Source organism: Shewanella algidipiscicola, assembly GCF_900380485.1.
Taxonomy (GTDB): Bacteria; Pseudomonadota; Gammaproteobacteria; order Enterobacterales; family Shewanellaceae; genus Shewanella; species Shewanella algidipiscicola.
Window position 1 is genome coordinate 571,832 of the sequence record NZ_OXJV01000001.1, and the last position, 14,898, is coordinate 586,729.

General features: G+C 47.4%; 11 protein-coding genes. 2 read left to right on the plus strand and 9 right to left on the minus strand.

The genetic code is table 11. The annotated features are described in order from the left end of the window. Window positions 1-11: 11 nt before the first annotated feature. Window positions 12-2,774 (minus strand): TonB-dependent receptor plug domain-containing protein, encoded by a 2,763-nt coding sequence (locus DN599_RS02570; RefSeq protein ID WP_110456081.1) that lies wholly within the window; start codon window positions 2,772-2,774, stop codon window positions 12-14. Between the two features lie 378 nt (window positions 2,775-3,152). On the opposite strand from DN599_RS02570, the gene DN599_RS02575 reads away from it, so the two are divergent. Beyond that, window positions 3,153-5,339, plus strand: coding sequence for a winged helix-turn-helix domain-containing protein (locus DN599_RS02575; protein ID WP_110456082.1), 2,187 nt, complete (start codon window positions 3,153-3,155; stop codon window positions 5,337-5,339). Window positions 5,340-5,473: 134 nt separating this feature from the next. On the opposite strand, the gene DN599_RS02580 is transcribed toward DN599_RS02575, so the two are convergent. Together DN599_RS02580 and DN599_RS02585 are read right to left on the minus strand one after the other, a co-directional pair. Then, window positions 5,474-6,586 carry an anhydro-N-acetylmuramic acid kinase gene (locus tag DN599_RS02580; protein WP_110456083.1) on the minus strand — a complete coding sequence of 371 codons (1,113 nt, stop codon included), beginning with the start codon at window positions 6,584-6,586 and terminating at the stop codon, window positions 5,474-5,476. Between the two features lie 9 nt (window positions 6,587-6,595). Further along, complete coding sequence (locus tag DN599_RS02585; protein WP_110456084.1) at window positions 6,596-8,017, minus strand: peptidoglycan DD-metalloendopeptidase family protein; 1,422 nt, start codon at window positions 8,015-8,017, stop codon at window positions 6,596-6,598. A gap of 127 nt (window positions 8,018-8,144) precedes the next feature. Here DN599_RS02585 and tyrS point away from each other — a divergent pair, with 127 nt between their 5' ends. Then, a complete protein-coding gene (gene tyrS / locus DN599_RS02590; RefSeq protein ID WP_110456085.1) occupies window positions 8,145-9,341 on the plus strand; it encodes a tyrosine--tRNA ligase in 1,197 nt (398 codons plus the stop codon). A gap of 567 nt (window positions 9,342-9,908) precedes the next feature. Here the strand turns inward: tyrS and DN599_RS02600 are convergent. The 6 genes from DN599_RS02600 to DN599_RS02625 form a co-directional block, all read right to left on the minus strand. Next, window positions 9,909-10,388: a nuclear transport factor 2 family protein gene (locus tag DN599_RS02600; RefSeq protein ID WP_110456087.1), complete on the minus strand. Its 480-nt coding sequence runs from the start codon at window positions 10,386-10,388 to the stop codon at window positions 9,909-9,911. Then, complete coding sequence (locus DN599_RS02605; protein ID WP_110456088.1) at window positions 10,385-11,017, minus strand: trimeric intracellular cation channel family protein; 633 nt, start codon at window positions 11,015-11,017, stop codon at window positions 10,385-10,387. Before DN599_RS02605 ends, DN599_RS02600 begins: the two co-directional genes overlap by 4 nt. Before the next feature lie 13 nt (window positions 11,018-11,030). Then, entirely contained in the window at window positions 11,031-11,420 is a 390-nt protein-coding gene (locus DN599_RS02610) for a DUF2721 domain-containing protein (RefSeq protein ID WP_110456765.1), read from the minus strand. A gap of 166 nt (window positions 11,421-11,586) precedes the next feature. Beyond that, on the minus strand, window positions 11,587-12,564 hold the full coding sequence (locus tag DN599_RS02615; RefSeq protein ID WP_110456089.1) for a cobalamin biosynthesis protein CobD/CbiB: 978 nt from the start codon (window positions 12,562-12,564) through the stop codon (window positions 11,587-11,589). A 100-nt stretch (window positions 12,565-12,664) separates the two neighbouring features. Beyond that, on the minus strand, window positions 12,665-13,357 hold the full coding sequence (locus DN599_RS02620; RefSeq protein WP_110456090.1) for a 5'-methylthioadenosine/adenosylhomocysteine nucleosidase: 693 nt from the start codon (window positions 13,355-13,357) through the stop codon (window positions 12,665-12,667). 389 nt (window positions 13,358-13,746) lie between these two features. Further along, a protein-coding gene (locus DN599_RS02625; protein WP_110456091.1) for an IS3 family transposase occupies window positions 13,747-14,897 on the minus strand; the annotation gives its coding sequence in 2 pieces (ribosomal slippage) (window positions 13,747-14,660 and window positions 14,660-14,897; 1,152 coding nt in all). Window position 14,898 lies beyond the last annotated feature (1 nt).

Genomic DNA, 14,898 nt, shown 5'->3' on the forward strand with positions numbered 1-14,898 from the left:
TATTCAAAAGCTTAAAACTTTTGTGAATAACCTAAGAATAAGGTGCGACCCACGATAGAGTAGCTGCTGTTGCCTTCTTCGAAGAAGGGCCAATCGTTATGATTGTCGCTGCGTACATCAAACAGCGGTGGCATTTCATCGGTGAGGTTTTTCACCCCAGCAGTAAACTTACCATTCCACGGCGCGTTGTAACCTAGGGTTAAGTTGATCACCTGATAAGCATCGAGTGTATCGGGATAATCATCTTGTTCATAGCTATCGCCATTGGCATCAATAAGATCAAAGGTATCGGTACCCGTGGCTTCCCCTGTGTAGTAGTAGGCTAAGGTTGCGCTAACATCTTGATAGTTCCAAGTTAGGCTAGCATTACCTTTCCATTTAGGCACAAAGTTAGTGTCGGTTTCTTCTTCAACCTCACTGTCGACGTTCTCTTGGTACTCTTTGTTAAGCAGGTAAGAGGCGGCCAGTTTCAGTTTAAAGTCGCCTGCTGCGGTTTCAGCAAAACGATAGTTAAAGCTGGCATCGATACCCTGTGAAGCTTCATAAGCACTGTTAATCGGGCCTTTACGCATACACGCTAAGTTGCTGATCCCATCATCATCGAGCTCGTTGAGGTAGCCGACTACATCCATCTGATCACAGCTCGTGTAGTTGCCCGTTTGGTCATAGCTTGGATCATCGAGCATCTCACGAGTAGAGATGGTTTTTACCGCTCCTTCCAGTTCAATGTTCCACCAATCTAATGAAATATCAGCGTTCTCACTCAGGTTGGCAACAACCCCAATGTTCCAGAAATCACCCTTTTCTTCAGTTAGGTTCAGGTTGCCTGAGCTAAAACCATCGTAGCTATCTTCATAGATCTCATTGGGTATGGTGGGATGTGGGTAATCTGTGCTGCCAAAGCTGCGAGTTAGGCCAGCATACAAGCGATGCATATCGGGGGCTCGGAAGCTTTTACCTATGTTGGCACGCACCATTACTTCATCGATAGGGCGATACATAATACCTAGTTGCGGTGTGGTAGCGCCGCCCACGTTTGAATCGTCTAAATAGCGGTCATAACGCAGTGCCGCAGACAAATCTAATGATTTTACCCCAGTCATGTTAGCCAACACCGGGATCTGTACTTCACCTGCGATGGCAACGCGATCGCGATCGCCTTCACCACCCGTACCCCCCATGCCGATAAAGCCGCCGCTCTTAGTGACTTCATCTAGGGTATCTTCATAGCTTTCACGCGCCCATTCGGCTGTGGTGGCAAAGCCAACGCTGCCTGCGGGTAATTCCATGAGGTCGCCAGTAAATACCGCTTGGAACTGATGCATGCTCGAGGTGGAGTCTTTGGTTGAGGCGCCAATCAAGGCTTCAATTTGGGTATCGGTAAGCTTATTGTTTGGATACCATTTAGTCGGATCTGTGTTGTTAGGATCGAAGGTGATGATATCGAGTAGTCCATCGGCACTCACCATATGATTATTTTGTTTCTCATAACGGTTAAAGCCACTCGACCAAGAGAGATCCAGTTCATAATCGCCTATTACGCCGCTGGCACCCAATGAAAACGCTAGCTTGGTATTTTGGGTGTCATAGATACGATCGCCTGGGAATTCTTCCATACGACGACGCAGCTGGAACTTGTTGTCGTTAGCAAATTCACCAGAATCATAGCTCAGCGCGCCAGTGGCTTGATCTTCATAGATGTAGGTGCCAAAGCCTTTCTCATCTTTGTACTTCTGCGCCTCTTTATATGAGGCGTTGATCATGCCGTACAGCTGCCACGCATCATTAAGATCGTAAGTGCTGTTAACGACTAGGTTGATTCTGTCATAGGCCGATTGCAGGCCACGGTCGGCATATTTGTCATAGTAGCAATCGTAAGTTCCCACTGGGGTATAAATGCCTTTGTCACCGAACAGGTCGGTACATTGCGCCTGATCCAGTGGGCTATATTTGTCACTGGTATAGACCTTGTCATAGTCGCGGATCCACGAGGCCCAGCTAGAGGCTGCTGCATCACCATAAGGACCTGCGCCCCAACGTATATTGCCATCTTCATCTTCATAGTAAGCAGGGTTGAATAAGCTGTCGCGCTGCGAGGTTTTAATCGCTTCAACTTTCTTGTATTCGAACATGATTAAGGTTTGGCTATTTTCGGTATTAATACCCTGCAGGTATGACAGATCAAGTTGCTCGCCACCACCTTGGGTTGGTGAGTTGTACTTAACCGCCGCCTTAGCGCCATCATATTCTTTCTTTAAGATAATATTAACCACACCGCCGACGGCGTCTGAGCCGTAAATGGCCGATGCCCCGCCGGTGAGAATTTCGATACGCTCTACTGCTGCGGTAGGGATATCAGAGGTATCAACGAAGTTACTTGAACCGCCAGCAGCACTGGGGAATGACGCTTGACGACGACCATTGATCAACACCAGTGTTCTATTGGCGCCCATACCGCGTAGGTTGACAGAGCTTGCGCTGTCGGTAAAACCGTCGCTTTCGCCATTAAGTGAGCCGCCGGTATTGGCGACGGATGATTGCAGCACTTCTGCAATAGACGTTAAGCCACTGTTAGCGATATCGTCGGCAGAGATCACTGTCACTGGTGCTACACCTTCAAAGTCTGCACGTTTAATACGTGAACCCGTGACTTCGATTTTTTCTATTTTTGCTTCATTGTTATCGGTGTCGCTTTGTGCCGCTATCAGTGTGGTGGGTGCAAAGGCCAGTGCCAGCGCTATGCTTATGGCTGAATGCTTAAGTTGGGGTTTCATCTAATATGATCCTTATTATTATCGTTAACTATCTTTTTTATCTGCAAACCTAAAGAGCTTTACTGGCTGCTCCGTGTGATGTGCGGAGAGCGCAAATGACGGTGTTGTTTAACCATCAAGATAGCTTGCTGTTTACTGCGCCTAGTTGTAATTAACTTGTTACTCTCTCACAATGCCTAGCGTGTCGTTTATAGGTTGTTTATATCTCTATTTAAAGTCTATTGTGTTTTTAAACATGAGCTTATGTATCTATTATTGTCTATTTTTAATTGTGTTGTTTTAGCGTTAATATGACAGTTGGTGTTACACTGGCTCTACCTTCTGATGACTTTAATGGGTCATATTTTTATTAATTGCTAACAAAAAATGGGGATTTAGGTGGCTGTAGTAAAAGAATTGGGGTTTAAATTGGGTAGGTGTGAGGTGTCTCCATTGGGGCACAGTTTAGTGTTTTCCCCTGAAACGCCTGGACAAGATGCGATGCAGGTTTCTTTGCAGCCTAAGTTTATCGATGTGCTGTGTTACCTTGCTCAGCATTATCCTAACGTGGTGACTCGTGAAGCGTTAATCGATGCTATTTGGGATGGTAATCGTTATGTGGGGGCAAAAGCGCTGACCAATGCCATATGGCACCTGCGTAAACAGTTAAGCCCGGTAGCAAACGGGCAAGAGATCATTGAAACGGTAAGAAAGTCGGGTTATCGACTGCTTATCGCACCAGAATTTAATCCTGAAGACGTAGCCGATAAACCCGATCTATTACAACAGACGCAGGAACAAGTGACGAGACTCAAGCGAGGGTATCGTCAAGGCCTGTTGGCCGCTGCGGTCCTAGTACTATTGCTGACAGGTTTTACGACTTGGCACCTGTATCATGATGAGGCGCATTTTATCCCCACTACCAAAAAACAATTAACCACGGCCACAGATGCCGAATTGTTTCCTAACGTGTCGCCCGATGGGCGTTGGTTGGTGTATGGCAGCCGGGGTAATGACCAAAGCTACAGTTTGTATCTGAAAGATCTTAATGCCTTAAGCGATACCCCTAAGCGACTGACCTCGGTTAATTCGGCTGAGATCCGCGCGGTATGGAGCCCTGATGGTAATACGCTCTATTATCCGTCACAGCACATTACAACTCGCCAGTGTCATATTATGCAGTTAACCATAGAGAGCGGCGAGGTGACGCCGTTGGCACCTTGTAACTCGTTTAATACCGCGTTAGATCTCGCGCCCGATGGGGATCAATTAGCTTATATTTGGCTAGCGGAAGGTGATGAGTCATCAGGTATCTATACCTTGGCGCTTGAGTCATTAGGCTCACAGCCTCAAAGGTTGTCGTGTCAACAAGATTGCTTGCATCGCGACAGGGATCTTGCGTATAGCCCCGATGGGCGCTGGATGGCGATAGCGCGTCGTTTTGGTAATATTTCGGAAGATATTTTTTTACGCGATTTAAGCTCGCAGCAGGAGCTACGTTTAACCACTGGGTTGGAAGATATCCGTGGTTTAAGCTGGCACCATGATAGTGAGCGATTAGTCTTTAGCACCGAAAACTCTGGCGTGCGCAATGGTTATATCGTCGATATTGACGATAAGCAGATCCAACCTTTAGATGTGGAAGGGATGAGTTATCCCCGCTTTATCCCTGAGCGCAGTGAGTTAGTATACGCTAACTATATTCGTGATCATCAGATCTCACTGCTAGCGTTAGAGCAATCGATCCCCACCACGCCGTTTTCGTTATTAAATGTGGAATACAGCTACCGTAATCCAAGTTATTCCGCCAGTCGTCAACGTATTGCCTATGTGTCAAATCAAACCGGTTTTAATGAGGTGTGGAGCGTCAATACACAAGGTGGCGATATTCGTCAGCATACACAATTGAAACGGCGCGTGGCTTATCCCAGTTGGTCTCACGATGGCAGTAAAATCGCATTTTTAGCGCCTGATGATAAAAATGAAGGTAATAAAATCCATGTGCTCAATCTCGACACTGGCTCTATAGCCATTTTGGCGACGCCCTATTTAGATCACAATCGTCCCAGTTGGGGCTGGGATAATGAAACTGTATTTGCGAATACCCTCGATGGCATTACCGAGTTTTACCTCGATAATCGCCCGCCCAAGGTGTTAAGTTCGCTTAATATGCGCCTTGGTCAGTCTATTACTGCAGATAAGTTAGTCTTCACTCGCCTTGATAAAGCGGGTTTATGGGCCTTAGCACTTGAGGAGGCCGAGGCGCCATTATCTGATGAACCGCGGCGAAGTTCTACGACGAGTAAGCTTGAGCTGCTACTGGGTGGCGACAAGTTTAATGAAGGCTACAACTGGGTCGCAACAGAGAAAGGCGTCTATTATCGAGCTAACCATAGCGACCATCAGTTAGTTAATTTTTGGCGATTTAATACCAATTTGGTTACGCCCATTATTAAGCTTCCCCCCACGGTTATCCCGCGTGCGGGCTCGATGGCTTATATTGCTGATTCGCATAGCTTACTGCTGACCCAGTCGCAAAACTCGAAACGCGACGTGATTAAGTTGCAGCATAGATTATTGCTATAGCGATAGAGATCTGCGGCAAGATTTACGGCCATCAGTGATTGATGGCCGTGAACATTTTGGGGGGGTAAGGGCTAGTCGGCCAGAACGCAAATCGTGTTAATCGACAGTGGTCTACTCGCAATGATTAATCGACGTTAGGCGGCAGGAAACAAGCCACCAAGCACGGCTAAGCGTGAAGCGCCGGTCACGGCTGGCAGGTTGCCCGGTAGGCTATCATGATAGCGCTTAGCCAGCCAAGCAAAGGCGATCCCCTCAACCCATTGCGGGTCTATGCCCAGCGCTGCTGTGGTATCGATGTGATAATGGGGCAGCAACTTGGCCAGACGGCGCAGTAGCTCTTGGTTAAATGCACCGCCACCGCAAACAAACAGCTCGGCCTTGTCAGCCAGTTTAAGGCAATCGTTGGCAATGCTGTGGCAGGTTAAGTCCAATAAGGTTGATTGAATATCGGCTTCATCTAAATAGCCAAAGTCCGCGGTTTGCTGCTCTAACCACGCTTGGTTGAAAAGCTCGCGTCCTGTGCTCTTAGGTGCGCTTAAAGAGAAATACGCATGGGACAACATCTGGTTGAGTAATTTTACATCTGTCTTGCCGCTGGCAGCCCATTGGCCGTCGTCGTCATAAGGCTCATCTTTGATCTGCTTTATCCAAGTGTCTATTAGGGTATTACCTGGGCCGTTATCAAAGCCGATCACCGCGCTGGCATCACCGGGTAGATAAGTGATGTTAGAGATGCCACCGATATTTAATATGATGCGCTTGCTGCCCGTTTGAGCAAAGCTTTGCTGATGAAAGGCGGGCACCAGTGGCGCCCCTTGGCCACCTAAGGCGATATCTTTGCGTCTAAAGTCGGCGATAACGTCGATGTCGGTGAGGGCGGCGATGGTATTTGGGTCGCCTATCTGCAAGGTAAAGCCCATCTCAAGGTTCGGCATATGGCGCACGGTTTGGCCGTGGCTGCCTATGGCTTTGATATGTGCCTTATCGATATTCGCTTTGCTTACCAGCGCATTAACGGCCTTGGCAAACAGTTGTCCCACACTTCTGTCGAGCGTGCCTAAATAATTGATTTCATCATGACTGCCAGACTGGCAAAGTCGCTGTAATCCACTCAACAGATGGCTGGGCAGTGGCTCGGTATGGGTGTCGATAAGCGTGAGCTTATCGCCCTCAAATTTGACTAATACGGCATCGACACCGTCCATGCTGGTGCCTGACATTAGGCCGATATAGTACTGAATGCTCATCTGTTTACCTTACTGTGCGGCAAGCTGAATATCGTTATTTTGCTTCAGTTTTGCCATCATCTGTTGACTAACGGCTAAGAATTGTTGCTTCTCTTTGCTGTCGATAGGCATCGACTGCGGTAGCTTAACCGTGCGCGGATTACGGTGTACGCCATTGACGATAAATTCATAATGCAAATGGGCGCCTGTGACCCGACCGGTAGAGCCGAGCGTGCCGATGATTTGCCCTTGTTTTACCGTTTGGCCTTGCTTGACTTTACGCTTAGTGAGATGCAGATATTTAGTCGTGTAGGTTTCATTGTGTTTAATAAACACATAGTTGCCATTGTACTGGTTGTAACCTGACTTTATCACGCGCCCCTTGCCCGCGGCTTTAATCGGTGTACCTACAGCGGCGACATAATCCACGCCACGATGAGCTCTTACTTGGCCTGTGACCGGGTGTAATCGGCGTGGATTGAAGCTTGAACTGACATATTTAAAGTCTACTGGTGAGCGCAAGAAGGCTTTACGCATGCTGCGCCCTTCCGCCGAATAGTAGTTGCCATCTTTATAGCGCACCGCGGTGTAGGTATCGCCTTGGTTTACAAACTCGGCAGCTAAAATATTGCCATTTTGCAGGAACTGGCCATCGGCAAACTCCTCTTCAAATAAGATGGCAAACTTGTCGCCTTGACGCAGGTCGAGCGCAAAGTCGACGTCCCAACCAAAAATGGTAGCCAACTGCATAATTTGGTTCGGGGTTAATCCCGCGGTCACCCCAGCATTCCAAAAGTTACTGTTAATGGTAGCGCTGGCAAATTTAGTCCGTTGTTCTACCTGTTTAGTGATCACCTCTTCACTATAACCGTCTGTCTGCTTGTTAATGACTAAGGTGGAGATGGGATCAAGGTGATAACGTAACTGGCTGAGCTCGCCGCTGCTATTTTTGACAATGGCTATCTCTTCACCGGGTAATATTTTAAGTAGATTCTTTTTAGCTTTAGGCAGTTGGGTGATTTCATATACATCACGGGGGGTGAGATCGGCACGTTTAAAAAGTTTGGCTAAGGTATCACCACTGCGTACGGTAAAGCGCTCTGTGTATTGCTCACTGGCAGAGGGGGGCGTTGCATTTGTTACCGCTGTCTCGTGTTCAGATGTTTGGTGTAACTGGCTTATTTCGTTTGCTATATCGTCTGCGCTGGGGGCTTCTGGAGTTCTAAAGGCGAGTGGTACAGGATAGGCTTTGGCATTGCCATTAGGATTAATATCGCGCTGTGGGTTAGCGTCATCGCCTAAGGTGCCAGAGCGCGCGCTATTGGTGGCGCGCGAAGCTTGTGCATCGTCGGTAGGTAACAGTAACACCGTTAGGGTGACGACCATGAGTATGCCCAACAAAATTTGATGTGGCTTGGGTAGTAATTTTAAGAGTGTAATGACCTTTCCCATTGACTCCGATACCAATTTTCAAAACTTAAGCGATTCCTAGTAGTGTACACCCTTTCATTTGTGCTGGCTAACAAGTAACATGAGTCTCCCGTAATTTATCTATAGGCTCTTAGGAGTAGCTGCCAAAATGGCTGATTTAGACCAAGCATTAGCAGAAATACAACGTGGTACCGATGAGATCCTTCTCGAAGCGGATTTACTGGAAAAACTGAAAGAGGGGCGTCCGCTGCGCATTAAGTTGGGAGCCGATCCTACCGCACCAGATATCCATCTTGGCCATACCGTTATCTTAAATAAGATGAGAACTTTCCAAGACTTAGGTCACGAAGTAATCTTCTTAATTGGTGATTTCACTGGCATGGTTGGCGACCCAAGTGGTAAAAATAGCACTCGTCCTCCGTTGACGCGCGAGCAGGTATTGGCTAATGCCGAGACCTATAAGCAGCAAGTGTTTAAGATCCTCGATCCCGCTAAGACCCGTATCGAATTTAACTCAAGCTGGCTTGAAGATTTGGGGGCGGCAGGCATGATCCGCCTGGCATCACAGCAGACCGTTGCCCGCATGATGGAACGTGATGATTTTAAAAAGCGCTATGCATCGGGTCAGTCTATTGCCATCCACGAATTTATGTATCCTCTGCTACAAGGTTATGATTCAGTTGAGCTTAAGGCTGACGTAGAGCTAGGTGGTACCGACCAGAAGTTTAACCTGCTTATGGGGCGTGAGTTACAAAAAGCGGCAGGGCAGAAGCCGCAAACCGTGATCATGATGCCACTGCTTGAAGGCCTCGATGGCGTGAAGAAGATGTCTAAATCGGCGCATAACTATATTGGTGTTAGCGAGCCAGCTGGTGAGATGTTCGGTAAAATCATGTCTATTTCAGATGATTTGATGTGGCGCTACTTCGAACTGCTCTCTTTCCGTCCGCTAGGCGAGATTGAGCAGCTTAAAGCCGATGTTGCTCAGGGGACTAACCCAAGAGATGTGAAAATTGTCTTGGCTAAAGAGATCATCGCCCGTTTCCATGATGAAGCCGCAGCAGAAGCGGCTCATCAAGAGTTTATCAACCGTTTCCAAAAAGGGGCGCTGCCTGAGGATATCGAAGAGGTTGAACTTGTTGCGGGCGAGGGCATTGCCATTGCCAATGTGCTCAAAGAAGCAGGCTTGGTTGGCTCGACGTCTGATGCCATGCGAATGATTAAGCAAGGCGCGGCAAAGATTGATGGCGTTAAGATTGAAGATACCCGTCTGCAGCTGAGTGCTGGCACCTCGGGTGTGTTCCAAGTGGGTAAGCGTAAGTTTGCCAAGATTACGTTAGTCTAAGCTATAACGCTGATTGACTCACTTGCTATAGTAAAAAAGCCTGCAACTGCAGGCTTTTTTGTGTCTGGAACACTTATGCCAAAAGCCAAGGAGGGATACTTTTGGTATTTGTGTCTGGAGCATTGATGCCAAAAGCCAAGGAGGGATACTTTTGGTATTTGTGTCTGGAACACTTATGCCAAAAGCCAGGGAGGGATACTTTTGGTATTTGTGTCTGGAGCATTGATGCCAAAAGCCAGGGAGGGATACTTTTGGTATTTGTGTCTGGAACACTTATGCCAAAAGCCAAGGAGGGATACTTTTGGTATTTGTGTCTGGAACACTTATGCCAATGGTCAAATGGTATTAACAGACGGCTCTAAATTGCGGGCTGATATTGATGACCTCATGTGCAGATACCATTTCGGGCCGCCACGAGGGCATCCTCGCCTGCTTAACGAAAACGTCCATGTTTTCGATACCCTAGGTTATATCAGCACCTAAGGCGTAGTCTCTTAACTGTATATAAACGGGGGACAATCTAATTACTGACTCAATCTAATGGGGATTACGCCAAACTCCCCAACGTCACTGGGTGGCGAGTTGATCTTGCATCGTCTGATAGTCCATCAAATCTTCGTGGGCGGTCACCCTATGATTGGTTACATCCAGCTTTACTGTGGTCACTCCGGGGATGGCCAGCTCAATCACCTTACCCGGTTTACCAAATAAACTGCCCGGGCCGCGGTAATGGTAGTTGCCAATCATCACCACCAAGGAGCCTGCGTTATACATGTGCTCAATATTAAAGTCATACTCTAATACACCACGGTGAGCGCGTTCGAAAAATTCTAAGATATCGCGTCTGCCTTGGTATTTTTTACTGGCAGTGCGATCGAAAAATACGCTGTCACGATTATAAAAGGTGCTCAGCGTACGGTAATCATGGTCAGTCAGCGCTTGAATATATTTAACCGCCATCTGTTGCTCGACCGGCATATCGCCAGGCTTGGCCTGAGTGATGAGTGGCATTAACACCAAGATGCTAGTTAAAAAATATTTGATCATTGTTTGGTATTCTTTAAATCAAAAGCGGGAAGTTTTAAGTGCCATTTAATCGCGGCTAAGCGAATCAATAGCGCGCTTATCATGGCAAAACCAAAGGCGGCTTTATTGGCTGCCCTTAACTGTAGTGCTACCGTGTAGCCAATTCCACCACATATGGAGGCGGTGGCATAAATTTCGGTGCGTAAAATCATCGGCACTTGGCGGCAGAGCACGTCTCGAATAATGCCGCCTCCCACGCCAGTTATCAAGCCCATGACGACGGCAATCATGCCGCTTAAGCCCAAATTAAGGGCTTTCTCGGCGCCAATCACAGTAAACAGCGCTAAGCCAAAGCCAAAGCCAAAGGCGACGGGGAAGGTGTATTGAGGGACTTTTTTCGGTTTACGGATAAAAACTATGGTTAACAATATGGTGGCGAGGATCACTATGATGTAATTAGGGTCGCGGATCCCAAATACCGGGGTGGTGCCCAGCAAAGTATCGCGGATACTGCCTCCGCCAATGGCGGTCACCGATGCCAGTACAATCACCCCAAAGGGATCCATGCGATGGCAGCCAGCGGCTAGCGCGCCAGAGTGGGCCAATACCGCCGTGTCGCAAAGGTCAAAAAAGTAGACCCACTCTTTCATCGAGCTGACTCTTTCATTGATCTAACTCTTTAAGGTGGAAGTTGAGTGCGTCGACGGAAATACGGATCTCAATAACTGACAATACCAGCGAATACAACAGCAATAACAAGCTAGTACCAAAGATAACCGAGCCGGTTTTATTGAATCCAATATAGATAAAAATCATACACAATACGCACAGGGCAAAGCTCAATACCCCCGCCTCTTGCATGCGACGAATGATCACTATGCGCTGGCGTAAGTTTTTTAGTTGGCCACTGTGCACAGGTTTACCTTGGCTGCTGAGATTGCGGATCAGAGCTGCCAGTGAAAAAAAGCGATTAGTGTAGGCCAGCAACAACAAGGAGATGGCCGGAAACAGTAATGCAGGCGTAGTCAAATAAACGTGTAGATGATTAAACAAGGTGATGATGCCCAACGATTAATAAGCGTGCCACAATGGCGTGATTCTAATCTATTGGCGTGTGCTGAGTCCAACATTAGTGACAACTTAAACTAATGGTTTATAACGATAGTTCGGCTTGTTTAGCCTCCAATGAGTGGCCATTTAAGTGCTGCACTCAAGCCTGTTACAGATAGCGTAGCGCGGTCCAAATAAGCGGAACTAACATTAATGACACTATCCACAGAGTATTGGTGCTACTTACTAAGCGCAGCGCGCGTGGCAACACGCTAGCATCGGGTTTATGTGGTGGGCCGACTTTGTCCAGCGGCACTTTGACGCCGCCAAATTTAACCGGCCCGCCAAGCTCTACATCGAGTACCTGTGCGGCGATATTATATGTCGACAGGTGATGATTAATCGCATAAAGGCTTCTGCGCGGAGTGAGCATCGCTTTGAGAGCTTTGGGGCCACCTTGGATTGCCAAGGTAAAGTTCCATAGCATACTGGGCACGTAATAGAGCACATAACAGAGGTAATAAGCGGGCTTACCAAAGTGGCGATAATGCGGATTGATGGCGGGCCAGCACAGTTGCAACTGTTTCAGCATGCGCGCGCCAAGCACCAAGGGAGCGCCGCCAACAATAAAAAATACCATAGTGGCGACTGTGCCATATATCGGTGTGGTCAGCAGTTTTTCGGTAATGGCTTTGCTTAAGCCCACCTCAGATAAGCCCTGTGTGTCGCGACTGAGCCAACCTTTAATTAATGCGCGGGTTCGTGGTTTATCGGCGTGTTGTAAGGTTTGCGACGCCTCTTCTGCTACCTTATAAAACTGCTCATCAGATAAACATAAGTACAAGACTAGAAACTCAAAAAACCAAGGATAAGCAGCCAGTTGCAGTAAGAAACTGATAATAAGCCAAAAGGGAACTAACAATAACGCTATCGACAGTAAGCCTGCCGTCACTTGCTGGGAAGAGGAACGCTCGGGATGATTTACCTTATCAGACAGCCGCAGCGCCAGTTGGCTATAGAGATAAAATGGCTGCATGGCTCTGGGCAAGGGAGCTAGCTTTGCCAGTAATATTGACACCAATAAAATAGCCGCCCCTTGGTAGAAGGGACTGTCTTGCATAAACTGTTGTGAAAAGTGTGGCAGCATGGCGAAATCCAGTTGGATGCTAAGCGCTACTTTATCTCGGCTACAGCGCCCGTCAATATAAACCCTGCGCCCTCATCAAGTCAGGCGCAGGCGTTCATGCTTACAGCTGTTGCAGCAAGGCTATGACCATTAATGCTGAGTGGTGGCCCGCTTTGACGATATAGCTGTCAAAATCCACTGGCGAGTCATTATTGGCATTATCTGACAATGAGCGGATCACCACAAACGGCACGCCAAATTGATGACATACCTGTGCAATTGCCGCCCCTTCCATTTCACAGGCCGCCATCGTTGGGAAGTTAGCTAGCATCATTTTGGTGCGAAGCGGATCGCAGATAAAGCTATCGCCCGTACAAATTAATCCTTCAATCGCTTTCACTTCGCCTAAGCTAGCAACGGCTTTTTTAGCGGCGTTGACCAAGGTCGCGTCGGGAATAAAGGCGGCTGGTTGCTGCGCCATTTGACCAATCTCATACCCAAATGCGGTGACATCCACGTCATGGTGGCGCACCTCTGATGAGATAACGATATCGCCAATGGCGAGGCTATCGACAAAGCCGCCAGCCGAACCTGTGTTAATCACATAATCGGGCGCATACTTTTCAATCAGCAAGGTGGTCGCCACGCTGGCGGTCACTTTACCTATGCCAGAGCGAGTCACCACCACCTCTTTGCCTGCCAGCTGCCCGGCAACAAATTCGATACCTGCGATGGTGTGTGACTCAGGGTTCGTCATAGAGGAAATAAGGTGAGCAACTTCTGGCTCCATGGCGCCGATAATACCAATTTTCATTGAATGACCTTTAGTGATGTATTGATGTTCATGAGGCGCTGTCATGTTTTATCTGCGCCGCGCTTAATGGGCGCTAATATAGCAAACAAGTGGTTCTGTGGCGAGATCGCTTGCCGTAATGACGGCTAAGCTCATCTATTGCAAGAATGATTGCTTGCCGCATGCCTTTCGTGCAGGTACTTCCTCGGCACCGCTGTAAACCCATCCTTGGGCGCTCTGCGATTTCATCCTTGAAATCGAAGGCCTCAGCCGCACCTACACCCGAGTTCTTAATCTCTTCGATTTGACCTTACTAGTGTCACTCGGACAATCAAAAGTTAAATTGTTTTTGGACAAAAGTATCTTGACCTTCGAATGAAGGTGTTAGCATTTGGTAAGCCCCTAATATCTTAGACACTTAACTGTTTCTCAAAGTACTGCTTTTCGAACTGCACAGGAGACAGTCCATTATTACTACCATGACGACGCACTGGATTATAGAAATATTCGATATAGTTAAATATTTCTGAGCGAGCTTCATCTCTGTTTTTATAGATTTTTCTCTTAACTCTATCTTTCTTCAGCAACGAGAAAAAGCTTTCCGCGACGGCATTATCATGACAGTTTCCTCGTCGACTCATACTGGCTTCTAAATTGTGCTCTTTTAAGAAGCTACGCCAATCAGAGCAGGTATATTGCACTCCCTGGTCGGAATGTATCAGCACTTTAGATTTCGGTGAACGTCGCCAGATGGCCATTAATAGTGCATCAATTACCAAGTCAGCTTTAGGTGTATTCTTCATCGTCCAACCCACGACTTGACGAGAAAAAAGGTCAATAACAACGGTTAAATATAACCAGCCCTCATGCGTACGGATATAGGTAAAGTCGGTCACCCAAACCTTGTTGGGTTCTGCGACATCAAAGCCACGATTTAACGTATTTGGTGCCGTGTGGCTAATATTCCCACCTCCAAAGCTTGGATTGCGTTTGTAACCTCGAATGGCCTTTATTTGGGCTTCCTTCATTATTCGATAAACACGATTTTTCCCGACGCTTTCGCCATCGTCTTTTAAATCTAAAGTCAGGTTTCGATAACCGTAGACACAACCGCTCTCTAGCCAAAATTGCTTAATTTTGCCCAGAAGTCGCTTATCTTCAATGGTACGCTTACTACTGGGCTGCTTTAGCCAAGCATAAAAACCACTACGATGAACATTGAGCACTCGGCACAGTACGGCTATGGGATATTGGTCGAGTCGAGACTTTATGAACGTGTACTTTTCTTTGACTCGCTTGCAAAGTACACGGCGGCCTCCTTTAGTATATTTCGCTCTTCCGTGACTCGCCGAAGCTCTGCTTTCAGTTTACGAATTTCGTCTTGCTGATTATCGATAGTGATGTGTTGCTTCTCTGGTTTATCGAACTTGTTAATCCAGTTGTGCAAGCTTTTAGTTGTGATACCTAACCTTTCTGCCACATCAGCGATTTTATAACCACGTTCAGTGACTTGTTTGACGGCTTCAATTTTGAACTCATCAGGATAACGTTTTCCGCGCATG

Bases quoted from the DNA above. Each gene is read 5' to 3' on its own strand.
- DN599_RS02570 (WP_110456081.1), bottom strand. From the start codon at position 2,774: ATGAAACCCCAACTTAAGCATTCAGCCATAAGCATAGCGCTGGCACTG.
- DN599_RS02580 (WP_110456083.1), bottom strand. From the start codon at position 6,586: ATGAGCATTCAGTACTATATCGGCCTAATGTCAGGCACCAGCATGGAC.
- DN599_RS02585 (WP_110456084.1), bottom strand. From the start codon at position 8,017: ATGGGAAAGGTCATTACACTCTTAAAATTACTACCCAAGCCACATCAA.
- tyrS (WP_110456085.1), top strand. From the start codon at position 8,145: ATGGCTGATTTAGACCAAGCATTAGCAGAAATACAACGTGGTACCGAT.
- DN599_RS02600 (WP_110456087.1), bottom strand. From the start codon at position 10,388: ATGATCAAATATTTTTTAACTAGCATCTTGGTGTTAATGCCACTCATC.
- DN599_RS02605 (WP_110456088.1), bottom strand. From the start codon at position 11,017: ATGAAAGAGTGGGTCTACTTTTTTGACCTTTGCGACACGGCGGTATTG.
- DN599_RS02615 (WP_110456089.1), bottom strand. From the start codon at position 12,564: ATGCTGCCACACTTTTCACAACAGTTTATGCAAGACAGTCCCTTCTAC.
- DN599_RS02620 (WP_110456090.1), bottom strand. From the start codon at position 13,357: ATGAAAATTGGTATTATCGGCGCCATGGAGCCAGAAGTTGCTCACCTT.